Origin of the sequence: Flavobacterium aestivum, assembly GCF_026870175.2 — a bacterium.
GTDB lineage: Bacteria > Bacteroidota > Bacteroidia > Flavobacteriales > Flavobacteriaceae > Flavobacterium > Flavobacterium aestivum.
Genome location: NZ_CP113977.2, coordinates 3,143,803 through 3,166,493 on the forward strand (window position 1 = coordinate 3,143,803; position 22,691 = coordinate 3,166,493).

The following is a 22,691-nucleotide window of genomic DNA, read 5'->3' on the forward strand; positions in this document are numbered from 1 at the left end:
TTTATAGAAAGCAAAAAAATGGATTGGAGATATAATACAATATGGTTTGAGCAGATTAATTCAAATAAAGTATGCACTTTAGATTATAAAGAGAAATCAATTTCAAGTTCTAATTTTGATGATATTGAATATGGTATAATTTGGTATTTTAAGTATAAAGGAATCTCATTCGACCTATTACCAAAATCAGAAAAGCTATTATATTTGGAAATTAATTCGGCAAATTTCAAGGATTTTATTGGGGTTAAGAAATATGGGAATTTAAAAAGACTTGAACTACATTATTGTACTAAGCTGGAAAATGATTTAGGGTTATCATCTCTAAAAAATACACTAGAATTTTTACACATTAATCAATCCAAAAAAATTAAACTGTCAAAGGAATTAAGTCAACTGAAAAAACTAAAAGTCTTGTGTTTAAATAATTGTGGTCCATTAGAGAATTTGATTTTTTTAAATGATTTCCCAAATCTTATTGATTTTAGATTTGTTAATACAGATGTTCTTGATGGTGATCTATCTCCAATTTTAAAACATCCAACATTGAGAACTGTATCTTTTTCGGATAAAAGACATTTTAACTATAAGAACGATGAAATAAAACTTGCATTGAACTTAAAATCAACAATCGATTTTAAAGATTTTGTTTATAAAGGAGAATACAAAACATTTAAATATAATTACAGCGACTAAATATAGGAACTTAAAATAGCGCTAATATAGTACCGAAAAAGCTAAACAAGATGTTGATTAATTATTGTTTCTATATTTTGCATCAAAATAAAAGCAGAATTTTGTCCTATTTAAATTTAGGAAACAAAAATGATACGTTAGATCAAATACATACACACTTAATAAAGAAATTGAAAGGTATACCAAAAGTATAATACTTAAAAAGATAAAGTAAAAATGTTAGAAATATCGCCAGCAATAAGACTACCTAGAATAGACGAAGTTCCTAATAATTCAGAAGTTTTAGAAGGCATAAAAGAAAGAGAAAATGCCAATATTGTAGAAGGTTTTGTTATCCATCAAAATACAACTCAGGATTTACCATTTAACTTTTATGCAGAAATAAATGTAAATAATTCTAGATTATGGAAGGTATTCAAAAACATCACAAATGATTTGCCTGAACAATTAAGCTGTATTTACAATTTGTATGATTCTGAACCAAATTATAGCATTTATTCAGATAAAAAGATAATTCTTAAAAAACTTGATAAATTTGAAACAGAGTTAACAAAGGATTGCAATATAGAATTTGGACTTATCCATCAAGTAGAAAATAGTTTGCAAGAAATTTTTATCAGTGACTGCAAGTATATAAAGTTTTGGGGAATTGACGAAATTAGATTTAGACAAATTATGGAGATCAATCATTTAAATGAAATTAAAAACTTAAATTTTATTGATGAATATCCAAAAGTTATAGAACCTTTGACAAATTTCATAAAAAATGCAAGAGACACGTTTCAAGTTTTTAATGAGTTAGATATTTTTTTTATGAATTGTGAAAGTGACGTTAGCTGACAAAAAATAGTAAGATGAGCTAATAGAAGAATTTAAAATTGACTTATTTAACGAAGAATATGATGGTTTTCCTGACTTTACCCCATCTGGTGCTCGTTTACAAACGAGCGTCAACTTCTTCAATCAACTAAATAAAGTGTTTGCAACGCGGGTAACTAAATTATAAGCCTTTGTATTACTAGAAATTATAGAAGTTTCATAGCAATCTATTTATATAAGCCGCGTTACAAACGCTACAATTTGTCTTTTAATTTAAGAGAATACTTGTTGCAAACGAGCTAGGGGAGTAAAGGTCTTTTCTTTGTTTTTATGATCTATGGTGTATAATGTCATAGTGAATGTTTAGTCTTGAAAATTGTGTGTTCAAAAACATGTTTGAACGTAAGTCGTATAAAATTTGGTGTGATGGGTGTCCAAACTTGTTTCCAAAACCAAAATTACACACAGCAACTACTCGATTTCCCCAACGATTAATATTTGCTCCAATGTTTAGTGCTTCAAATGTTGTGAAGTCCCAATTTTTTGAAGAGCCGTGATGAGGGACTTGAACCACATGAGCATTGACTAACTTATCTTTAAACGCTTGTGGAAAATCAATTGGGTTGTTGTTTGGATTGATAGATGTGTCGCCCAATAAAAGAGTTCCTAACATAACTCTATTGTTATTACTAAAATGATGCTCATCGTAATGATGGCGATGGTAATGATAATCATTGTGAAAGCGAGTCAATTCACAATTAGAGTAAATTCGACCCCACAAGTGTTCAAAGCGAATTGGCCCGTGTAAAACCACAAGACCGTGAGAATTGATGTCACCAATGCAGTCAGTGTAACATTTATGAGATTCTTTCCTTTTGGTTGTTACAATCTCTTTTAGATTATCAAGAGATAAATCTTCATCCGTTTTTTTCTTCAACTTCTTTTTTAAGCATTCATGTAGTTTTTTGATTGCTTCTTCGTTGACATCTTTAGCATAAGTTGTAAACTCCCAATTTTTTCTTATGAAAAATTGCAAATTGTTCTCATATACTGAAACATTTGATTTACCTTTTAATTCTTCTGTGTCCTCGTTAATTGTACCTCGTGCATATGCATAAGCGAATTCCGATTGATCGTTGTTATAGCCTAGATATACTATTTCAGTTTTATCGTTAGGTTTGACAAAATAGAATTTAGTACTTTCGCTATTTTGTAAGATAAATTGAGTTGGGTCTTCAATAAACGAAATGTAATCATCTAAGGAAAAGTTGTTGTCAGGGTCATCATTTTCAAAAAAGGAAACTAAAAAGAATTGTCTGTATTGTTTTTCAATGTATGGTAGTATGATATTCTTTACCTTAAACTCTGTCAATAGACGTTTCAAACCAGAAACATGGTCGTAGTCTAAGTGAGAAATGAATAGCAATTCAATTTCATCATTATGCGGAAAAAAATATGGTTGATGTTTAAAATAAGTTATTTCGTTATTCAGTGATTGATTATTTTCAGCAATGAATGAACTTGTCCCGCAGTCATAAACAACGGTGAATACTCTATTAATTTCGTGATGCCAAATTCGTCCACCATAAAACGAACCTTGTCCAGCTTTGTAAAAAGAAAATTTTGCTTCCATTCGTCTCATTCGGGGTTTTATTTTACACTTTTATCTAACGTTCCAGTACTACAACGTGATTGGGACTAAATTAAGCCCATTATTCGGATTAGCCAAATCATCCCAAATACAAAGTCAACTTCCTATTAAGCTAGTTGCTCAAATCCATTGTTGTAGCTGCTATAGCTCGTTGCATTTAACTCAATGGTGGCAAACCATCTCGAAAAACTTTTATTGGCATTTCTATTTGTTGCAAGTTTAATTCTTTTCTCAAATCTTGCCTTAATTCAGTTAACAATTCGATTAGATTTGTTCCGTTCTTTTCAGCTAATTCATTAGCAATTTTTATTGTCAATTCAATTTGTTTTTTAGTTCCAAACAACTGAATATCGGCGATTGGTTTTTCAACATATTCTTTTGCGTCAACACCTTTTCGATTTGAAGCATATTCCAGTTTTCGCCATGCTTCAATTAAATAGTTTACTCTTAGTTCTCTCTGTTTATTTTTTCTGTCACGTTTTGCACTAAATAAATGTACAATATACCAACCAAATATGGTAACTAGAGCAGTAATTAATAAAGGGATTAGTAGTTTTAGATTTATTTCCATGTTCTGATTTGCAATGTTCTTAGGCAATTAGCTATAACGTCTTGCTACTAGGCGATGTAGCGGATTAATATTCACTATTTTTTGGAGGTTTACCTAATTTCTCCAAGTACAAAATCATTATTCAATTCAGCCCAAAACCGCTATAACGCTTAGTAGCTGTTGTAGGTAGTTGTTTTTATACGGTTTTGTTTCTACGCCGAATTTAAGAATATTTTTCGTATGTTTGGTTTTCACTTTAATATTTTTAAATATGCTAGAAAATATAAACTTTACTTTAGTTTCAAGAGTAGATTCTCCACAAGGCGAAGCTAAAAACAAAGAACAATTGCACACTTCACATTTTGACTTTGGAAGTGAGCCGAATCCTGACGGAAGCTTGATTTCTATTCAATCTATTTTAACAGATGACAGTCGTAACAATTACGAAAGGCAAGAACAGATAATTTTGCACTTTGAACAAACTTCATATATAGAATTTGACAATGACTTTTTAGCAAAGTTTATTCAATTTTCTATAAAACAACACGGATATGCTTTAGGATTATCAGAAGATAAAATACTAATTCCTTCTATTGAGGCGATTCTGTCTTTTGTTGAGAACAGTTAGGTACATCATCTTTTAATTTTTCTTTGGGCGCTGTATTTTTACCAACTCCAAATTTTGGCTTTTTTAATTTCCAAGTAAATACTGCTTGGAAATTTTCTTTTTGAATCATTTCGTTAAACTTTTTTAAATTATTTTATTATGGCATTTCAAGATTTTAAGTACACGGTTCACGATATATTAGGCTATGTTGATTATCTAATAACAAATGAAACTTATGATTATTCAAATAATGTTCAAATTCATAATGACGAATATGGACATATTGTTAGAATAGAGACAGAACTAGTTTTTAGAAAAAATAATACTGACTACATCTCTAAAGGAGAAATTAACTATTTTATACCTAAAACAGATGAAGAATATTTTGATTTAAAGTATATTGTTGTCGAACTTATCTATCAGTCTTTTTGCAGACAAGCGGGGTATATCTATGCAACACATTCAGAAATTCCAAAACTAATTCCTTCTGTTTTTAATCTTTATCAGGTTTTTGAGTTGAATTACAAGAAGAATCATTTTTAAGACATTCTTTTATTTTTTCGTAGTATGGGTGTTCTTTTACTTCTTTGTAGAAACCTTTTGCGCTTGCTGTAGCGATTAATTCAGGACATTTGTATCTTCCATTCAAACGTTATTTTTTAACGCTTAGGCTTCTTTACAGTTACCAATTGGATTTTTATTTTTTGCCACTTCAAGCTCGTTTGCAATGAGCGCCTACTTACTTCAATTAACTAAATTAAGTGTTTGCAATACTATCCGCATTTACTTGTCTACTAAATGTAATTTCTTCAGCGTCAGTTTTAAGATCTTTTTCATTTACTTAAATTAATTATTATAATTTGAGAGCTAACATAATTTTTTATTCCGTTTTATTTGTCCTTTCAAATTCCCATTGCAAAAGTTTATTTCTAGTCAATCGGTCTCGATACTTATTTAATTTAATTTCCAATTCCTCCGACAATAAATAACCGTCAGGCGTTCCATTTCTATCAATAAAGATTATGATTTCGTGAGTTAATAAAGCTTTAGCTTGATGCCTCATACCCATCGGAACACCTGTTCTTGTTTCTTTAAGAATGTCGTTTATTTCCCTTTCCAATACTCGTTCGGGTATTTGATTTAAATATAAATCCTGTAATTGGGCTTTATTTCTAATATAATTTAAAGTTTTAAGATTCATAAATTATGTATAGGATTTGGTTAGTTAATCAATGTGGTTTATTTGTTTTGACTTAGTTACAATAGCTTTTTTGTAACAATTAAATTTCCATTTTCGTAGAACTGGACAACATTCGTTATTTTGGCTAATCTGTGCTTTTCAAATCTCCTAAGCATGCTTCTAATTATTGACTCGTTACTGCGTTTGTTTTGTTTTATAGGGGAATACCAAACTGCATTACTTTCATCTTTTTTGGTAAGTATTACCATTTTAATTTTAGAACTTTCGGGGGTAAATACAGCCATACTAAATAATTAAGTTTGGTTTATTAATAGCTTTCATTAGGCATTAAAATTCAGAAAGATTGTATTTCAAAAAATCATCGTCGAAAGCCACCTTTTGATTCATCTTTAATGATTTATTTTCAATTATGCTTGGTAATTTTTCTAAAAAATCGGCTGGCAAATTCTTTTCTACATAATCGAACAACTGAGGCATTGTGATTTTGTTTTTGAAGAATCGGTTTATTTCATTTTCACATTTTTTAGAATGGTTTATTTTTTCTTTTCTGCGTACTGAATTGGTTTGCTGTTTCTTTTTAAGTGCTTCATACTTCACTTTTGACTGTAAATGTTCAGCATATTTTACTTTTGTATACTCAAAACCGACTTCTTTAGATGTTTTGCGGGTCATGTCAAAATAATCGTAAGGGAATAGGGGAGGGAATTCATTTTTTACAAACCATTTTCTAGCCCACTCACCTCGCCAGCGCATTTGGGTTATATCCTCCAAAATATTGGTTTTATTAAAAGAATCACCAGTAAATGAAATCCATTTATAATTCATATACAGGGTAATTGCCTTTTTCCAAGAACCTGAATAAGGGGTAGTGTTCTTATAAATTTTAGACATACTCTTAAAAAAATCTTGAATGCAAAGCTCTCTAAACTCTTCTTTTAGCATTGTTCCGTGAAAAGCTTCTTTTTCGAGAATACGTAAATCTATAGGCTTGTAGTTGTTGTAAAGCTTATCCGCAAGGTTTTCTGCCAGTTCTTGAGGGTGGAGAATTAGACTTTGAAGTTTTTCGGATAAAGTTTCTGGAATTTCAACCTTTTTTGCGCCCGCCCCCTCAGTTGGATTTTGCTCTTTGCTTGTCGGTGTTCCAGTAAAAAAATTAGAAGGCGTGACCAAAGGGAACTCCTTATCAAAAAGAGGAATGTTTTTCACATTCTCTTTCTTTTTATATTCATTTAAAGATGTTCTAGTACTCTCATTGTTATCAAGTAAATCTTTCCCATTATAAGATGTAACTGGTTGATTCCCAATAGTGGATAATTTTGAAGTTTTGAGGTCAAAAACCACAAGAATTTCAGTATTTATATGTAATTCAACGGGCTTTTTTTGACCTTTATAACAGTAATCTACAAAGACGCCGCATTCTTCTAAACGTTTTCTATGATTGCGCACGGTCTTTCTACAAAGGTCTAAACTGGCTATTCCATTGCGTTTTAATTGGGTTACCAAGAATGAATTAACTTTAAATTCTTCAATGGGTCTAATAGCTGTAACTCCCAGTTTTATATATTGCTCGTTGCGTTTCATAAGTTGTGAATTATACAAGTGCAACAAGTTTTGAAAAATTAACTCGGTTGCGTACTTAACTTCTTGTATTTTCTTTCTGCAAATAATCATTCCGTATTCTTTACAAAATTCATCAACCAAATTATTATAGGCTCTAGCGGACAATGATTTGTTTTTCTTCATAAAAAGTTTGGAAAATTCATTTTGAACCTCATTTAAACAATTTTCAGCCAGAAAAGATTCTACCTGTAGATTGTGTTTAATGGTTAGTTCATTTTCGGCTACAGTCATAAAATTATAGCTTTCAATATATTTTCTGTAGTTGTCCATTGTAGCTGAAAAAGCCTCTTGGGTAATAGCGGGATAAACCGCCATAATGCGAGTTTCAATATCCGAAGTGGTAACAAGAGTTGTTGCTATTGAATCTTGAATAGCTTTCTTTTCGGCTGTATCACCAAACCCAAAAAGGGTGGAGGCTAACGAAAAAACGTTGCTATCTAAATTTTGTTTCTTCATAATCAATTTTTATAACCTCTCAGCATCGGGCTTTGCGCCCGAATGCGTTAAGGGATTTGAGCAATTGCTCGTCGGTTCTTTCGGTTGTGTAAAATTTAATTGTTCTTGGTTTAGGACTTAGCATGCAACACGTAAGTGCTTAAATTTTGCATCTTTGGTTCGTTTTAGAATTCTTAAAATCGCTTCCATGCTTTCGGCATCAGTTATAATGGGTGTTCTAGTATTTCTTTTAACTAATTTTTCCTTTTTCTTTTCTTCTTTCTTTTCGCCTTCAAGATCTTTTAGAATCAATAAATAGAAACGTTCAAATTCCTCTCGAGAGAGTGCTTTGGCTACGCTATGTACTGTTTCTGCATTCATAATTACTGGCTATACAATTAATTGTAATAATTTGAATAGTTATTTTTAATATCTACAATTATCAATACTTAAACTTTTTGATAGAAAACAAAAACATTGTTTTGTGTTTTATCACATTTTTAAGAAAAATACACAATTATTTTCGTTCTGATTTTCGTATATTGTCAAGGCAAATTTATTACAATATTTGAATTTATTACAATGTTAGTTAAAAATATATTACAATTTTATTATGGATAATTTTATAGGTCTGAATATCAAAACTTTGTGCTTAATACACAATTTATCTCAAAAAGATTTTGGGAATTTGTTTGACATTAAGCAAAGTACTATTAGTACATATTTGGCAGGAAGAAGTAATCCCCAAATAGAGACTATTCAAAAAATATGCGAATATTTTAAGATAACTATTGACGAACTAATTAATATCGATTTAGCCCAGAATGATAACCATAGTAATAAAAATAAAACAAATATTACTTCAAAAAAAAACGCTCATCATATCGGGAATCGCACAGTTGGAAACCATAACAAAAGTGACTTTTCTGACAATACAGTAAGTAATAGTGAGTTAGAATTATGGAAACAAAAGTTTGAATTTTTGGAACGTGAAAATGTGCTATTGAGAGAATTATTAGCTGAGTATAAAAAAAATAAAAACAGTTAATTCAAAATAATAGTAGCAGGCAGAATATCTAAATTAAGAATGATTTTTAAATATCGCTGAAATAGCAAATCGTAAGAAGAAAAAAATAAATTTAAAGTTTGGTATAATTCTTAGAATTTCAGACTTTTGAAAAATAAATAGTAACAAATATAATTATAAACCCTTACACAAATCCGTACACGTTTATTATAAAATTTAAATCAAAGGATTCAGTAAATACAATACCTGCCAACTTCCAAAAACAAGGGTATTTAGTTTACACCGAGGGGGTCGGGGGTTCGAACCCCTCATCGCCCACAAAACTTCTCAAGAGATTGAGAAGTTTTTTTTTGCCCATAATTTTTCGGCTAAACACGGATCAACACAAAAACCGACTTTAAATTAAGCCTAAAACCCAAATCTTGCGAAACCGCTGTTAACCCTTTGTTATTAATTCTGTTGGCTATGATTACTGTTAAAAGAATCTCTAAACATTTTCCAGCCTTCTTTTGTTTTTTTCCAAAGTTTTAAATATTTGCCGCTGTCAATCTGTTGCCCGTTTGCACTAAAAATTTGAAATGAGCCTTCTTCGGTTACATATTCAAGTCCATCGCCGTAAACTTGGGTGGTTGTAAACTTTCCGCCTTTTACCGTGCCAGCCGCAAAAGTATCTTTAAAATCTTTGGCAAGCGCTTCTATTCCACATAAGGCAGGTGCATTGGGTGGCATTAGACAGGCATCCTGTGTGTAAAGCTTAAGGATTGACCCATCATTTTTAGCGTAAAGGTCAAAATAAATTAGGTTGATTTTGGCAATTGATTTCTTTGCCTCTTGTAGTTGACTTGATTTGTCAGTCTGTGCATAACTACTCACACAAAATGTAGATAATGCCAAAAGTGAAAATTTTAAAATCTTGTTCGTTTTCATATTTCAATAGTATTTTTTAGTTAATGAATAGCAAAAGTATTGCTGCCTCTATAATTAAAATTGTAAAAAACGGAACAAGATAATTTATTTTAAAAGAGCTATGAGTTCCGTAGAACTTTCGAGGTGAAAGCCGGACGGTGTACTGCCTGTAAATTCTTTGAAATCTTTGATGAAATGTGATTGGTCGAAATAGCCACAATGATGAGCAATGGAGGTGAGGGAATCGTTATTGTTTACCAGTAGATGCAGGCTTTTTTGAAAGCGATTTATTTTGCGAAACAAATTGGGTGTGAGCCCTGAATATTGCAGGAATATTGTTTGTAGATACCGTGATGAAATGCCATGACTCGCGGCAATCCTATTCATATTTACTTTGTTATTATCTAGTAACAATTCATATGTTACACTGTTTACCAAATCTAATTTATCAAGTTTCTTATCAAAACATAAGAGTCTTTCCATTAAAAATGCCTCTGTGAATGTTATTTTTTTGATTATTGAGTCAGCCTCTAGTAATTTTGAATGTAATTCTTTGATTTTATTACCAATAACATCTTCTAGATTAAAAACAGCATCATTAAACTGTTGTATATTTTCATTAAAAAAACATACAGCTGTATGAGGATAAAACCTAACACCAAACATGGCATGTTTACCATAAGATTTTATTTGCATAGGCTTCAATACTTGCCCCCAAAGCTGAATATCGGGTTCAGCTACAAGTGTGCCATTTATACTAAATTCCTTTCTGGTAGCTCCCAAGTTGAACATGATTTCAAGAGAGCCCGAAGCAAAAACATTATCATCTGTTAGCACATCTGTTTCAGTTTCGCAGATAAAATAACATTGAATGAATTCCTTTAAAACACCTTGCGGCTTAAATTCTTGATAGTTCATAGCTTGATATGTAAATGTTACTAATCTGAATTCTCCCTACCTGCGTTGCCAGCAATAAAGGCTAATGGTGGCTGATTTCATTTATTTTTTTGAATAGAAGAGATTTGGAAAGTTCAAAATTTTCTGAGGAAATAAGCGAGTCCAATTCTTTTTTAGTCTTAATGTATTCTTTGTGTTCTATTTTAACGCTATCATAATAATTTTTCCAAGCCTTTTTCATTTCGCCGTCTGGAGCTACAATTGAAAGATATTTTGCTAAGTTTAATCTTGCTTCAATGCCGTTAGCCTCAATCATTTTTGCATTTTCAAAATATTGTAATTCTTTTAAATCTTGGTCTCTTTCTTTAAATAAGTCAGTTATTATTAATGTGCTAGTTGTTATCGCAATCGATACAATAGTATATTTAAAAAGGTCAATTATTTTATCAATTTTTTGAGCTTCAATATTTCCTTTAAGAATTATTCTTACTGCTACTATCATTGCGACAACAGTAATAGTGACGAATAATCCGTAAAGAAAAAAACTAACTGTTCCAGTATTTGTAAACATAATATAAATTGTAAACAATGTTTTGCAATTGCAGTCAACGTGCCGCGGCTTTACGTAGTGGCGATGCCAGCGAACGAATTACTTTCTGTTAAAGATAGAGTTTTCGTGAAGAAAAAACCTCAAGGTAATAAAGCAAACTAGCCATTGCGTGAAACCGCTGTTACCGGCTGGCCGTTGAGTAAATCAGGTTAGAGTGTAACCTAATTGAGTATACATTTCTAAAAAATCAAAGTTATTCCAAGCTTCTATCAATTTTCCATTACGAATTCGCACAATACATTGCCCATTAAAATTGACTTCCTTTCCGCTTTCAATATGTGTTGCCTTAACATTACAATTAGCAGATTCCATATCGTCTTCAGAAATGACATGATTTACAGTAACTAAAATATTGGTAAAATTATTTCGAAACTCATCATAATACGTTTCAAAATTTTTAACTCCACGCATAGGTTCTGGAGTCAAACCATGTGCAATATATTCAGGACTCAATAGATCACTAATAGATTCTTTTCTGCCTTGATTCCATACTTCTTGGAACCACTTATTCGAAAAGCTTTTTGAAATGTCTTTCATAGTATAAATTTTAAAATGTTAATACAATGTTGAAGCAAAAAGATTTTAAGGCTTGCGAGTAACTTGTATATACCGCTACAAAGTAGCGACAACCACACCCTTATTTTATATGATTTGTCGCTACTTTATAGCGTTTATTTAACAAATATAAATATTCTTTTTATTACAAATAATCAAAAGTGCTTTTATTTACCATATAAACTATTGATATTCAAGCAAATCTATATTTAGATGATTTTGCAGCTGTAGATATACTAATCTTTATAAAGAATGCATTTAAAACAGAAAAGAGACTTTTTTAATGGCATATATAAATACAATAATTATTCCCAGCAATCTTAATTTTCTGAAACACCATTACTACTCATCTTTGAAAATATTTCCAGTGACTAGTCTAAGGGATTAGACAAAGGGTTTATGAGCTTAACATATTTAGCACTTAACACATACCATACAATTTAATAACTTATAAGTAACTAATAAATAACATACTACATTTCTTATAGATTTAATTTTATGTGAAAATAGAAAGTTAAAATTTAATTAATAACTAATCTTTTTTCCCTAATCTATGAAAAGAAATCTACTTTCGATTGTTGCATTAGTATGTGCAGTTTCAGGTTCGGTATTTGGTCAAACAAAAGGTTTGATTATTTCTGAAGTTTCGCCAAAACCAAGCGGAACGGAATCACCTTATGAATATGTAGAGTTAGTCGCTACTCAAAGTATTAATTTTGCTACTACACCTTACACTGTTGTTGTGAGTGATGGCGCAGCAACTGCAAACGGATGGAAAAACGGCGGTAACAACACTTACGCTTTCCAGATCAGTACAGGTTCTGTCAATGCGGGACAAGTGGTATATGTTGGCGGGTCTTCAATGGCACCTCTAAGCAATGGCGGTGTATCACTAAGATCTATCAATACATCAACTGTAAACGGAGATGTTTTTGGTACTAAAAACATTTCTGGGGTATTTGGCAATGGCGGAAGTAATATGGATGGTATTGCTGTGTTCAATGTAGCTGCTGCAAGCATTACTTCGTCTACTGTTCCTGTTGATGCTATTTTCTGGGGTTCAGGGGTTGGTAGCGCTTATCTTAGCAGTACTTCAGGATTTCAATTACCGGTAAATGACAAGTACAATGGAGGCAAAGTAGCCACAAATTCTTTTAAGGCTCCGGATCCTTCTTCTGGCGACCTAATAAAAGCGACTGCTGGTACTTTTGATGCTGCTACCAACACATGGACAACGGCTCGCACCTGGGCTAAATCAACCAGCGCATCCTATAATACAAGTTCAATTACTGTAACAGGCACAGGAGGAAACCAATTTCCAACCGTTTCTATTACATCTCCTACTAACAATACAAACTTTACACCACCTGCCAATATCACTATTACTGCCAATGCAAGTGATGCAGATGGTTCTGTAAGCCAAGTTGAATTTTACAATGGAACTACTTTATTAGGAACAGCAACTACAAGTCCTTATTCCTTCGCATGGAATAGTGTAACTGCTGGTACTTATACTTTGACTGCTAAAGCTTATGATGATCTAAATGCTGTTACAACTTCCTCTGCAGTTACTGTAACGGTATCAACAGTTAATCAAGCTCCAACTCTTAGTTTCCTACCTGCTGCTTCTAAATTGGTAGATGAAGCTTCTGGTACTATTGCTTGCGTAAAAGGTGATGCAACAGACCCTGTAAGCGTATCAGGTTTGGATATCAATGTAACAGATGAAAGCTTGAGTACTCTTACATTTACAATGACAAGCTCAAAAACAAGTGTGGTTCCTAATGCTAATTTCTCAATAGTTGGTACTGGTAATACCCGTAAATTTATAATAACTCCTACAGGTGTTGGTTACGCTACGATTACCTTAAAAGTAACTGACAATGCCGGATTAAATAAATCAATTTCTTTTTCATTAGGAGTAACTAATAAATATATCACAACTTCTGTAAATGATTTTTACCACACGGGTTCATCCGATGGTTCTGCAGCTATAGCTATTGATAATAATTATATGTTTGTGGGAGATGATGAAACTACATTGATTAGTTTATATAATAGAAATGCATCCGGTCTTCCTATTTATACTTTTGACCCAAAACCTTTCCTAAATTTAGCTACTGGCGAAAGCGATCTTGAAGCTGCATTTGTAAGCCCAACAAATCCTAACAGAATTTACTGGTTCGGTTCTCAAAGTAACAATAAAAATGGCGAATCAAGACCCGACAGGGACAGAGTATTTGTTACCGATATAGTAGGTACTGGCGCCAATGCTACACTTACATTTGTTGGATCTTACCAAGGACTTAGAAGTAAAATTATTGCCTGGGGTGATACAAATGGATATGCACTTTCTACTTCAGCTGCAACAGGCATGATACCAAAACGAATTGACGGGTATAATATAGAAGGGGCAGTAATGGGACCTGACGGAACTACAGCTTACATTTGTTTCAGAGCTCCCTATGTAAATACTACTAATCGCAATAAGGCATTGATTTGCCCAATTAATAATTTTGAAACTTGGTTCAATAATGGTTCTCCTGTTGGTAATCCTACTTTTGGGACTCCAATTGAATTGAATCTTGGAACAAGAGGGATTAGAGATATCGCCAAAAATGCATCCAATCAATATGTGATTGTTGCAGGTGCATTTGACACAACTGTAAATTTTGCTTTGTATTCATGGAACGGACAGGGAAGTAGTGCTCCAACTCAACTTACTGCCAACCTTGCCGGATTAGCACCTGAAGGAATTATAGTGCCTGCTTCACAAAGCGGAACTTTCCAAGTGCAACTTATCTCTGACGAAGGTGCCGATACTCCATACGGTGATGCAATAGAACAAAAAGACATTACTACTTTACAGTATAGAAGATTTGTTTCTTCGGTATTAAATGTTAGTGGCTGCCTTACCTGCAAAACGAGCAAAAATGCTGTAACTACTACTGCAAATCGACCAATGGTTACGCCAACTAACTTGGTAATATATCCTAATCCATTAACAGATAAAGTAACTGTTCTTTTAGGACAGAACGAATTACCATCTACAGTTTCAGTAAAGGTAATCAGCTCTTTAAGTCAAATTGTCGCATCTGTAAAAGCCAATGTTATAAATAATTCAATCATACTGGATTTACATACACTCAATCAAGGTGTTTATTTTATCAGCATTGAAGGAATTGAAAACGTATTTAAAATTATCAAGCAATAAAACATTGTTTTTATTAAAGATAAAAATCAATAGACTGCATTTTATCTAACCCCCCAGTTTCTTTAAATCATATAAAAAATGATTCGGAAACAGGTTCGTAATAACCACAAAACTCCTTAAGAAATTAAGGAGTTTTTTTGCTATATAATAAGATGGATGTGAATAATTGCGTCAGAACCGCTGTTGTGAGATACCTTACATTTGAATCTCATATAGTAATACTTCACCGCTTTTTTCATCTACAAAGTATATTGATCCTTCTGAATGCTCTTTTTCGACATAAGCTTTTTGCCCCACTTTTGGTGTAAACCAATTTGGTGCGTCATTGGGTAAACTAAAATCTCCGGTAGCAGTTTCCAAATCATTGGTTTCGATGAAATTATCTATCCATTCATCTGAAGCCTTAAATTTTAAATAGGTGATGTATTCCTCTGTCCAATGTGATGATTTCCAAAACTGACCATTAATTACTTTTATATCGTCTGGCACATCTTCATAAGACCAAAGTTCAAAGGCTTCTTTAGGATCATAAGTTTCTTTGGTTTCTGTTCCGCATGATACAAGACAAAAGAATAATAGTGTCGAAAGCAAATATTTCATTTTCAAGATAGTTTTTAAAGGTTTCTCACAAGTTGTATTTACTCACTTGAAAGCATCAACAAGCACATCATTTTTTTGATATTTTGTTGCTGTTTTATAACGGTTATCGAACAAATATAAAATATTATTTTTATTACAAATAGTTTGTAGAGTTTTTATTCTCTGTAAACTTTTACTTCTCACAAGCATGATGTGTAAGTGTTTTTTTTAGTTGTATTTAAAGAATGCTGTTTTATTTTTTATTCTGAAGGATTAAGACTGTTTTGTTGTTAATAATTATTGTTTTTAAAGTTAGTTTGTTAAAATTAACATTTATGCTCTTTTTTTTAACAGTAAATATGTTAAACACATTTTGATGGGAATTATTTTGTAATATATTTACCTCAATGATGCAATCTATATTTTCTTGAATTAACTATAAATCATCTATTAACATTAGACTATTGTGCTGTAGTAATAATTCATTTTGAAGAAAATTCGTAAGATCATTCAGAATAAATGAAAGAAGAATATTAATTAAGGCCCCATTAATTATGTTACTAACCGATAATCATTTAACCATCGTGGTGGGTATAGATATCCATTTTACCACATTACCTCCATTTAATCCTTTTCATCCTTATATAGGTATTGTTATTGACCCAGCAGATTATATTCCTTTTTTAGGAACCAATGTGCATGTAAATGGCTTTAAGCGCGGGAACTCTGATACAGGAGGAATTATAATTCCATTACAACATATTCCACTATTTACCCCGCCATGGCTTATGATGCCCATTATAGGGCATGAGAGTATGAACTTTTTTGCTTCGCAAACCGTTTTCTCAGATGGTACCCGAATGAGTCCCAAGGGATATATGCTAATGACCTGTAATGATATTGGTATTCCGCTCTCAATGTCTATCGGAAAAACCAAAGTAGGCAAAAAAATGTTGCCCTTTGCGCCAACACTTTTTGCACCAACCTCATTTTCATTACCAATTCCTACCGGAAAACCCGTAATGGTGGGAGGTCCCTATCCACCGGATTGGGGAGGAATGCTTACAGGATTATTAGCCAGTATAGGTTTTAGTACACTATTAAAAAAAACTAGGGGGTTAATCAAGAAATTCAATCATAGTGGTAAATGCCCAAAAGGACTTAAAAAAGTTTTGTGCAAATTTGGATTTGAGCCTATAAACCTTATCAATGGAGCCGTGATTTACGAAGGTAGCGATTTTGATATTGCAGGTCCTATTGCGCTCAATTGGGAACGCAGTTGGTATTCCGATTCTCAATATGTGGGCTGGCTCGGGCATGGCGTACACTGTAATTACGATCGTGCGGTAGAATTGTATCCCGAAGATGATGCCTTGGGACTACGTATGGAGGATGGTAGACTTGTGGCATTTCCAACTCTGCTGCCAGAAGAAGAATTTTACCTGCGTGAGGAAAAAATAACCCTTAAAAGAAACTCAAACGGCTATCAGGCCTACGACCATAACAGCAAGCTCTTTTATGATTTTACCCTGTTTGACGGAAAAAAATACCAACTCACACAAATAACCAATCACGATGGATTAGCCATTGTTTTTGAATTCACAGGATATGGTTTAAGCAAAATCATCGATGCCGCAGGCAGAGAAATAAAAGTAAGTACCAAGGACGGACTCATCCAAAAGCTTGAACTCGTGAGACCGGAACAGGAGGAACTATTGGTGGCTTATGAATATGACGAGCATTATAACATGGTAGCAATTCTCGATGCTTTAAAAAATCCAACAGTTATTAAATTTGAAAACCACTTGATGGTTAAAAAAACCGATCGTAACGGACAAACCTTTTACTGGGAGTACGATGCAAAAAACCGTTGTATTCACACCAGGGGCGATGGCGGTTGGCAGGAAGGCTGGATTGAATATCATGCCGAGGATGGCTACAACTTAGTAACCGATGCCAACGGAGCCGTAACTACTTATTATTATGAACCAAGCCAACTTGTAACTCAGGTAAAAAACCCAATGGGTAACAGTACTTTTTATGACTATACCGAGTTTATGGAACTGTATCGTGAGATCGATCAGGAAGGTCGTATCACTGGATTCAGTTACGATGATATGGGGAATAAAACAGGTACTACCTATCCTGATGGTACCGAAGAAATGATGCTGTATGATGACGAAAATCGTCCATCGATAGCTATAGATCCCGAAGGACAAAAAACAATCTATTTGTATAATGATGAAAAAGCACACCAACTCAAAACCATAATAGCGCCAGATAAAACAACTACACATTTTACTTATAATAGTGATGGACTACTGGCTACGGTTGCTAAAACCAATAATAAGTTACAATTGATTTACGACCAACAGCACAACCTTATTGAGTGGAAAGAAAATGACCAAAAGCTAAAAACATGGGAATATGATTATCGTGGGCGTGTATGGGCGATTTACACCCCGATGCAAATGGCAGATTACTTTACCTACGATGTACTGGACAGGGTACAACAAATCGTGGAGAAAGATGGTAACGTCATAGAATTTAGCTATAACAATTATGATGAAGTAATAGCCCTAAAAGACAAAAAGAACCATATAAAGTTTAGCTACACCCCAATGGGAAGTCTTGCCAGCAGAGAGCAAAATGGCGTAAAAGTTCGTTTTGACTACGACAAGATGGAACAGTTAACCAGTATAAAAAACGAAGACAACGAAACCTATTATTTTGACCGTAACAAGGCTGGACATATCATAAAAGAAACCGCTTTTGATGGCATCGTAAAAAAATACAGCCGCAACTTGGTGGGTGAAGTGACTCGAATAGATCACGGAGGCGGGAAATTTACCGAGTACGAGCAAGATGCTTTGGGACGCATCACCAGAGCCGATTACCACGATGGTACTTGGGAAACTTACACCTATAACAAAAACGGATTATTAACAGAAGCCACCAACCAAAACGTAAGCATACGTTTAGAACGAGATGCCAACGGACGTATTGTACAGGAAACCCAAAAACAAGTCCTCGATGCCAACGAAAACGGTATAACTCTTACCGCAACTTATAACGACCTAGGGCAGCGTACCAACATAAGCACCACATTAGGTGCCAACATAAATACTCATTATGATCAAAAAGGGCAACTCGAGCGCATAGAAGCCCAAAGCAATGAGCTCAAAGAGCAGCACCAAGCTTGGGAAACCACACTAAAGCGAGACGAATTGGGACGCGAAATAGAACGTTATGCCACAGGAGGGCTACACATAAAAACCAATTACAACAGCAGTGGCAAGCAAAAAGAGCAGGAGGTATTTGCCAATGGTAAACGCACGGGTTCCCGTTATTACAATTGGGATACCAACCAACAGTTACGCAGTACGGTAAACCAGCTGACCAAAAGTATGACGTACTTTGATTATGATGACTTTGGGAATCTTGCCAGAGCTGATTATGATGGTAAAGGAGAACTATACAAAACCCCTGATGCGGTGGGGAATCTCTATAAAACTCATGACCGCAGCGACCGTACGTATGGCAAAGGAGGTAAACTGCTAAAAGATGAAAAATATTATTATAAATACGACGAGCTGGGCAACCTGATACACAAAAGCCCTCGTGATATTAACAAGCCACTAGTTTTTGAAAAGCCAACCAATATATTTGATAAACTTATTGGTAATAAAGAAGAAGAAAAACGCTTACAACAAGAACACGAACAGTGGCAAAGTGGCGATACTACCTACACTTGGCTCGCCAACGGAATGCTGGAAAGTGTAACAAACCCTGATGGAAAAGTCGTGCGTTTTGAGTACGATGCACTTGGAAGACGTACAGCCAAAATTGCAAACAAAGAAATAAATCGCTATGTTTGGGATGGCAACGTTCTTATTCATGAATGGAAATACGACCTAAAGGACAGACCAAAACTCATCATTGATGGTGACGATTTGGTTTATGACAAACCCGAACCTGTTGAAAACCTAATCACTTGGGTCTATGAGAGAGGAAGTTTTGTACCAAGTGCTAAACTAATTGGTGACGAGAAATTCTCAATTATAAATGATTACATTGGCAGACCAGTACAGGCTTACAATGAAACTGGTGAGTTAGTTTGGGAAACGGATTATGACATTTATGGTGATTTAAAAGACCTAAAAGGTGATAGAAATTTTATACCCTTTAGACAACTTGGGCAGTATGAAGATGTAGAAACTGAGTTGTACTATAATAGATTTAGGTATTATAATCCTGATACTGGGACATATTTATCCCAAGATCCTATTGGTTTAGCAGGAAATAATCCGAATTTTTATGCGTATGTGCATGACACCAATGCGATGGTTGATCCTTTTGGATTGGATGAATATTTTTTTAGAACAATATCTAAAGAACATTCTGAAATTTTAGAAAGAACAGGGGTATTACCTGCTACAAAAGAAACATTTACTTCTCCAACATTAGCATTTTCAGATAATTATGATGGAGTTACTTATAAATTTACAATGAAAGATGGTACTACAGATTCTTTAGCTAAAATTGGAGTTAAAGACCAATCAAAATTAGTTAAATCAACTTATCCAGATATGCCTGAAGTTAAATCAGGTTGGGTTCATGATTCAGCTTATTTTAAGCAAGAAAAAGTAGGTAAAAAAGCTCAAATCAATATTGGATTAGGACAAGGTAAAGGTCTTGATACATTTAATGATAATATCATATCTTTTGAAAAGGTAAAAAAAATCGGATGTCACTAATTTTAAACTAAATAATGATAACAAAAGAAGAAGAAAAATTAATATATGATTTAATTTTAAACAAACTTGATGAAGAACATTTTTTTAAGTCTTATCCTATAGATTTAAAAAAAAACAAAGAATATTTTTGGGATGAATTAAATGATTCTATAACTAAAAATGATTCTGAAAAAATAGAAATATGTTTTGATATAATTGAATATTTATATGATGATGAATTATCTGAAATTAAATTGCAGTCATTGTACCAAAAAGCTATCCTATTAAAATGTTCCTATCATTTGATTGAGAGGCTTGTAGATTCTTTAGAAAAAACACCTTTCACAATTAATTATTTCAAGCATGTTCTAAATCAAAATTATTTAGAAAATCAATCAGAAGAAAATATTGAAACTTTTATGGTACCTATATGGAATAAATGTCTTTGGGCATTATCTAAAATAGATACTGACGAAACAAGAAAAATTATCTTTGAATATAAAAGTTCTCAATATGAAGATATAAATAAAACAGTTAATAAGCTTAAGTCTAAAATGACTAAGTAGCGTTAATAATAAGCTTAATATCATCGGGTAAAGGATAAATTTTCTCTTTGGGAAGTTTATCTTTTGCCTTTTCTATACAATTATTTAATATAAGTTCGTGTATTTCTTTAGATAAATCTGTAATATCATCAATTTGCATAATCCAGTCATTTACATATTTTTTTACTGCTTCTTCCTTTAAACCAATTTGAATAGACTTATAATTTAATTTGTCTAAAAATAAATTTTTTTCAGGATCCCATTGTATACGTACAGGAGCAATATTTAATTTTTCTTTCCAGTTTTCCTGCGTTTTATAAGTATCTTCTCTATAAGTAGATAGACAAGAATTCTGTAAAGCCCATTCAAAACCTTCTCTTTTAATTTTGATAGCTAAAATATGTTCTTGTCCTTCTTTTTCAGCCCAACCCGAACGATACATCATCCATAAAAAAGATGGCTTGATCCAAGTCATTCTTTCAATTTTAAAAGGGCTGACAAAAGTTTGAGCTTTTATTGCTGGTAAAGCTATTTCTTTTCTAAAAGCCTGATAAATAGTAATCGTATCATTATCATATAATGCTCTAATTTCTCTTTCCTTAACAACTTCAATCATGTTGTTTTATTTTTATAAAACTTTTTTAATTTTATGTATCGCTATTTCAATACGAGACAAATATATAAAAAACAGTTTGCAATAAATGCAGGTAACAATTAATAGCCATAAAGCTACTAAACTAGCAACACAACATATAAAATGTAATTAAATTATGGAAAAAGATTTTATTTTTATTGATGATCAAACAGATGGAAAGGAAAGAATTTTTTATAGAAATATATTTTATTCTTATATAAAAGATCTTGTGACAGATTTTTTTAATCATAAGTTAGATTATAATGAAACTCATTTACGATTTGTAAATTTTTTGGAAACATTAGAAGACGCAGGAGATGTCTATTTTTTAATGCATGAGATGCCTTATCATTGGGCATTAAGTATAATACAAAATACACCAGAGCCTAATGAGGAAATAATGTTTGATGAAGATAAGCAGAATAAAGTACTAGAATTTTGTAAACAATTTTTATTGAAAAATAAAATAAGATATTTTTTAGAAGAGCTTTAGTAGTTTTATGCATTATTCGCATGATATAGAAGTCTATGCCAGCATTATGCTATCTTACTAAAGATGCAGATATATAGTAGAAGGAGTAATATCCGTAGGGACATATAAAATATCTAAAAATTAAGTTTCTTATTTTCTAATGAAATAAAACAGATGATTTAAAAAAATAATGAAATATAAAGACAGCATCAAATTTATTGATCTAGAAACTGAAGAGCAATTAATTTTTAATTTTAAGACTTGGATTTCTGTAATACAAGGAATTATAGTAAAATATGCTAATAAATCAGAGAAAGAAGCAAAGCATTTAATAGAAGCAAGAAATTTTACGATTCCAAAAAATTATGGGCAAGTTATTTATTATAGTCATGATACTGAATTTCATTGGGCAATGCTAATCACTTATGGAGATGGGTATTGGCAAAGAGGAATTAGTTCAGATGAACCTTCTGATTATATGGAATGGGAATTACATTATAGAATTGATAATTCATTAAAAGAGGAATCTTTTGAATTTGTTGATTAGTCTCCAGCCAAGCAGAGTCAATATAACCTTTCAAAGAGGCATATCACTATAGAAAACCCAAAAAGATGTAAATATTTATACCCTATCCATGACAAGACTTTTTTGGATAGGGTAGAACAATCCTATTAGTATTGCGTAATTATTGTAGGGGTCTCGAATTTGTTTTTAGAGTTACTGTAATTATTTTATTTAATACAGAATAGATAACAGTTAACATCCGCCGTTGTGTGACGCCTTACATTTGAATCTCATATAGTAGTACTTCGCCACTTTTTTTCAATAACCTGTAGAGTTTTTATTCTCTGTAAACTTTTACTTCTCACAGCCATGAATGTTTAAGTGGTTTTACTGTTATGAGCACTAACTTAAGGCAGCAATTTATTTAACGAATCC

The 22,691-nt window shown here is 32.6% G+C and carries 22 protein-coding genes; 10 read left to right on the forward strand and 12 right to left on the reverse strand.

The features are described 5' to 3' along the window. The first annotated feature begins 18 nt into the window (after window positions 1–18). Together OZP08_RS13425 and OZP08_RS13430 are read left to right on the forward strand one after the other, a co-directional pair. The gene (locus tag OZP08_RS13425; protein ID WP_268846591.1) at window positions 19–693 is read left to right on the forward strand and encodes a hypothetical protein; all 675 of its coding nucleotides are present in this window, start codon (window positions 19–21) and stop codon (window positions 691–693) included. A gap of 216 nt (window positions 694–909) precedes the next feature. After that, a complete protein-coding gene (locus OZP08_RS13430) occupies window positions 910–1,533 on the forward strand; it encodes a hypothetical protein (RefSeq protein ID WP_281322080.1) in 624 nt (207 codons plus the stop codon). A gap of 307 nt (window positions 1,534–1,840) precedes the next feature. On the opposite strand, the gene OZP08_RS13435 is transcribed toward OZP08_RS13430, so the two are convergent. After that, entirely contained in the window at window positions 1,841–3,145 is a 1,305-nt protein-coding gene (locus OZP08_RS13435; protein WP_281322081.1) for an MBL fold metallo-hydrolase, read from the reverse strand. Between the two features lie 175 nt (window positions 3,146–3,320). After that, window positions 3,321–3,734: a hypothetical protein gene (locus OZP08_RS13440; protein WP_268846595.1), complete on the reverse strand. Its 414-nt coding sequence runs from the start codon at window positions 3,732–3,734 to the stop codon at window positions 3,321–3,323. Window positions 3,735–3,984: 250 nt separating this feature from the next. Here OZP08_RS13440 and OZP08_RS13445 point away from each other — a divergent pair, with 250 nt between their 5' ends. Continuing rightward, the gene (locus OZP08_RS13445) at window positions 3,985–4,341 is read left to right on the forward strand and encodes a hypothetical protein (protein ID WP_268846596.1); all 357 of its coding nucleotides are present in this window, start codon (window positions 3,985–3,987) and stop codon (window positions 4,339–4,341) included. 138 nt (window positions 4,342–4,479) lie between these two features. Continuing rightward, entirely contained in the window at window positions 4,480–4,863 is a 384-nt protein-coding gene (locus OZP08_RS13450) for a hypothetical protein (protein ID WP_268846597.1), read from the forward strand. Window positions 4,864–5,200: 337 nt separating this feature from the next. Here the strand turns inward: OZP08_RS13450 and OZP08_RS13455 are convergent, their stop codons facing one another. The 4 genes from OZP08_RS13455 to OZP08_RS13470 all read right to left on the reverse strand — a co-directional run bounded on the left by OZP08_RS13455 (window position 5,201) and on the right by OZP08_RS13470 (window position 7,957). Then, the gene (locus OZP08_RS13455; RefSeq protein ID WP_268846598.1) at window positions 5,201–5,521 is read right to left on the reverse strand and encodes a hypothetical protein; all 321 of its coding nucleotides are present in this window, start codon (window positions 5,519–5,521) and stop codon (window positions 5,201–5,203) included. Between the two features lie 56 nt (window positions 5,522–5,577). Further along, the gene (locus tag OZP08_RS13460; protein WP_268846599.1) at window positions 5,578–5,805 is read right to left on the reverse strand and encodes a hypothetical protein; all 228 of its coding nucleotides are present in this window, start codon (window positions 5,803–5,805) and stop codon (window positions 5,578–5,580) included. Between the two features lie 43 nt (window positions 5,806–5,848). Further along, entirely contained in the window at window positions 5,849–7,597 is a 1,749-nt protein-coding gene (locus OZP08_RS13465) for a hypothetical protein (RefSeq protein WP_268846600.1), read from the reverse strand. A 117-nt stretch (window positions 7,598–7,714) separates the two neighbouring features. Beyond that, the gene (locus OZP08_RS13470) at window positions 7,715–7,957 is read right to left on the reverse strand and encodes a hypothetical protein (protein WP_268846601.1); all 243 of its coding nucleotides are present in this window, start codon (window positions 7,955–7,957) and stop codon (window positions 7,715–7,717) included. A gap of 232 nt (window positions 7,958–8,189) precedes the next feature. On the opposite strand from OZP08_RS13470, the gene OZP08_RS13475 reads away from it, so the two are divergent. Further along, entirely contained in the window at window positions 8,190–8,624 is a 435-nt protein-coding gene (locus tag OZP08_RS13475) for a helix-turn-helix transcriptional regulator (protein WP_281322082.1), read from the forward strand. A 429-nt stretch (window positions 8,625–9,053) separates the two neighbouring features. Here the strand turns inward: OZP08_RS13475 and OZP08_RS13480 are convergent, their stop codons facing one another. The 4 genes from OZP08_RS13480 to OZP08_RS13495 all read right to left on the reverse strand — a co-directional run bounded on the left by OZP08_RS13480 (window position 9,054) and on the right by OZP08_RS13495 (window position 11,553). Continuing rightward, window positions 9,054–9,530 carry a YybH family protein gene (locus OZP08_RS13480; protein ID WP_268846603.1) on the reverse strand — a complete coding sequence of 159 codons (477 nt, stop codon included), beginning with the start codon at window positions 9,528–9,530 and terminating at the stop codon, window positions 9,054–9,056. Window positions 9,531–9,614: 84 nt separating this feature from the next. Beyond that, window positions 9,615–10,427 carry a helix-turn-helix transcriptional regulator gene (locus OZP08_RS13485; protein ID WP_268846604.1) on the reverse strand — a complete coding sequence of 271 codons (813 nt, stop codon included), beginning with the start codon at window positions 10,425–10,427 and terminating at the stop codon, window positions 9,615–9,617. 61 nt (window positions 10,428–10,488) lie between these two features. Further along, window positions 10,489–10,977, reverse strand: a complete 489-nt coding sequence (locus OZP08_RS13490) for a hypothetical protein (protein WP_268846605.1) — start codon at window positions 10,975–10,977, stop codon at window positions 10,489–10,491. A gap of 183 nt (window positions 10,978–11,160) precedes the next feature. Continuing rightward, the gene (locus OZP08_RS13495) at window positions 11,161–11,553 is read right to left on the reverse strand and encodes an ester cyclase (protein WP_268846606.1); all 393 of its coding nucleotides are present in this window, start codon (window positions 11,551–11,553) and stop codon (window positions 11,161–11,163) included. A gap of 571 nt (window positions 11,554–12,124) precedes the next feature. On the opposite strand from OZP08_RS13495, the gene OZP08_RS13500 reads away from it, so the two are divergent. Beyond that, window positions 12,125–14,785 (forward strand): Ig-like domain-containing protein, encoded by a 2,661-nt coding sequence (locus OZP08_RS13500; RefSeq protein WP_281322083.1) that lies wholly within the window; start codon window positions 12,125–12,127, stop codon window positions 14,783–14,785. A 195-nt stretch (window positions 14,786–14,980) separates the two neighbouring features. Here OZP08_RS13500 and OZP08_RS13505 read toward each other — a convergent pair whose 3' ends face one another. Further along, the gene (locus OZP08_RS13505; RefSeq protein WP_268846608.1) at window positions 14,981–15,385 is read right to left on the reverse strand and encodes a hypothetical protein; all 405 of its coding nucleotides are present in this window, start codon (window positions 15,383–15,385) and stop codon (window positions 14,981–14,983) included. 533 nt (window positions 15,386–15,918) lie between these two features. On the opposite strand from OZP08_RS13505, the gene OZP08_RS13510 reads away from it, so the two are divergent. Together OZP08_RS13510 and OZP08_RS13515 are read left to right on the forward strand one after the other, a co-directional pair. Beyond that, window positions 15,919–20,121 (forward strand): DUF6531 domain-containing protein, encoded by a 4,203-nt coding sequence (locus OZP08_RS13510; protein ID WP_281322084.1) that lies wholly within the window; start codon window positions 15,919–15,921, stop codon window positions 20,119–20,121. 14 nt (window positions 20,122–20,135) lie between these two features. Beyond that, window positions 20,136–20,666, forward strand: a complete 531-nt coding sequence (locus OZP08_RS13515) for a hypothetical protein (RefSeq protein ID WP_281322085.1) — start codon at window positions 20,136–20,138, stop codon at window positions 20,664–20,666. On the opposite strand, the gene OZP08_RS13520 is transcribed toward OZP08_RS13515, so the two are convergent. Further along, the gene (locus OZP08_RS13520) at window positions 20,659–21,261 is read right to left on the reverse strand and encodes a DUF4291 domain-containing protein (RefSeq protein ID WP_268846614.1); all 603 of its coding nucleotides are present in this window, start codon (window positions 21,259–21,261) and stop codon (window positions 20,659–20,661) included. The two genes, OZP08_RS13515 and OZP08_RS13520, sit on opposite strands and share 8 nt — an antisense overlap. A gap of 154 nt (window positions 21,262–21,415) precedes the next feature. On the opposite strand from OZP08_RS13520, the gene OZP08_RS13525 reads away from it, so the two are divergent. Both OZP08_RS13525 and OZP08_RS13530 read left to right on the forward strand, forming a co-directional pair. Then, on the forward strand, window positions 21,416–21,772 hold the full coding sequence (locus tag OZP08_RS13525; protein WP_281322086.1) for a hypothetical protein: 357 nt from the start codon (window positions 21,416–21,418) through the stop codon (window positions 21,770–21,772). A gap of 169 nt (window positions 21,773–21,941) precedes the next feature. Then, window positions 21,942–22,298: a hypothetical protein gene (locus OZP08_RS13530; RefSeq protein WP_268846616.1), complete on the forward strand. Its 357-nt coding sequence runs from the start codon at window positions 21,942–21,944 to the stop codon at window positions 22,296–22,298. The last annotated feature ends 393 nt before the right edge of the window (window positions 22,299–22,691 follow it).

What these genes read in the sequence shown, in the direction of transcription:
- OZP08_RS13480 (WP_268846603.1), bottom strand. Translation starts at nt 9,530, where the DNA reads ATGAAAACGAACAAGATTTTAAAATTTTCACTTTTGGCATTATCTACA.
- OZP08_RS13475 (WP_281322082.1), top strand. Translation starts at nt 8,190, where the DNA reads ATGGATAATTTTATAGGTCTGAATATCAAAACTTTGTGCTTAATACAC.
- OZP08_RS13500 (WP_281322083.1), top strand. Translation starts at nt 12,125, where the DNA reads ATGAAAAGAAATCTACTTTCGATTGTTGCATTAGTATGTGCAGTTTCA.
- OZP08_RS13490 (WP_268846605.1), bottom strand. Translation starts at nt 10,977, where the DNA reads ATGTTTACAAATACTGGAACAGTTAGTTTTTTTCTTTACGGATTATTC.
- OZP08_RS13525 (WP_281322086.1), top strand. Translation starts at nt 21,416, where the DNA reads ATGGAAAAAGATTTTATTTTTATTGATGATCAAACAGATGGAAAGGAA.
- OZP08_RS13445 (WP_268846596.1), top strand. Translation starts at nt 3,985, where the DNA reads ATGCTAGAAAATATAAACTTTACTTTAGTTTCAAGAGTAGATTCTCCA.
- OZP08_RS13520 (WP_268846614.1), bottom strand. Translation starts at nt 21,261, where the DNA reads ATGATTGAAGTTGTTAAGGAAAGAGAAATTAGAGCATTATATGATAAT.
- OZP08_RS13495 (WP_268846606.1), bottom strand. Translation starts at nt 11,553, where the DNA reads ATGAAAGACATTTCAAAAAGCTTTTCGAATAAGTGGTTCCAAGAAGTA.
- OZP08_RS13505 (WP_268846608.1), bottom strand. Translation starts at nt 15,385, where the DNA reads ATGAAATATTTGCTTTCGACACTATTATTCTTTTGTCTTGTATCATGC.
- OZP08_RS13435 (WP_281322081.1), bottom strand. Translation starts at nt 3,145, where the DNA reads ATGGAAGCAAAATTTTCTTTTTACAAAGCTGGACAAGGTTCGTTTTAT.
- OZP08_RS13460 (WP_268846599.1), bottom strand. Translation starts at nt 5,805, where the DNA reads ATGGCTGTATTTACCCCCGAAAGTTCTAAAATTAAAATGGTAATACTT.
- OZP08_RS13425 (WP_268846591.1), top strand. Translation starts at nt 19, where the DNA reads ATGGATTGGAGATATAATACAATATGGTTTGAGCAGATTAATTCAAAT.
- OZP08_RS13515 (WP_281322085.1), top strand. Translation starts at nt 20,136, where the DNA reads ATGATAACAAAAGAAGAAGAAAAATTAATATATGATTTAATTTTAAAC.
- OZP08_RS13470 (WP_268846601.1), bottom strand. Translation starts at nt 7,957, where the DNA reads ATGAATGCAGAAACAGTACATAGCGTAGCCAAAGCACTCTCTCGAGAG.
- OZP08_RS13530 (WP_268846616.1), top strand. Translation starts at nt 21,942, where the DNA reads ATGAAATATAAAGACAGCATCAAATTTATTGATCTAGAAACTGAAGAG.
- OZP08_RS13510 (WP_281322084.1), top strand. Translation starts at nt 15,919, where the DNA reads ATGTTACTAACCGATAATCATTTAACCATCGTGGTGGGTATAGATATC.
- OZP08_RS13485 (WP_268846604.1), bottom strand. Translation starts at nt 10,427, where the DNA reads ATGAACTATCAAGAATTTAAGCCGCAAGGTGTTTTAAAGGAATTCATT.
- OZP08_RS13450 (WP_268846597.1), top strand. Translation starts at nt 4,480, where the DNA reads ATGGCATTTCAAGATTTTAAGTACACGGTTCACGATATATTAGGCTAT.
- OZP08_RS13440 (WP_268846595.1), bottom strand. Translation starts at nt 3,734, where the DNA reads ATGGAAATAAATCTAAAACTACTAATCCCTTTATTAATTACTGCTCTA.
- OZP08_RS13430 (WP_281322080.1), top strand. Translation starts at nt 910, where the DNA reads ATGTTAGAAATATCGCCAGCAATAAGACTACCTAGAATAGACGAAGTT.
- OZP08_RS13455 (WP_268846598.1), bottom strand. Translation starts at nt 5,521, where the DNA reads ATGAATCTTAAAACTTTAAATTATATTAGAAATAAAGCCCAATTACAG.
- OZP08_RS13465 (WP_268846600.1), bottom strand. Translation starts at nt 7,597, where the DNA reads ATGAAGAAACAAAATTTAGATAGCAACGTTTTTTCGTTAGCCTCCACC.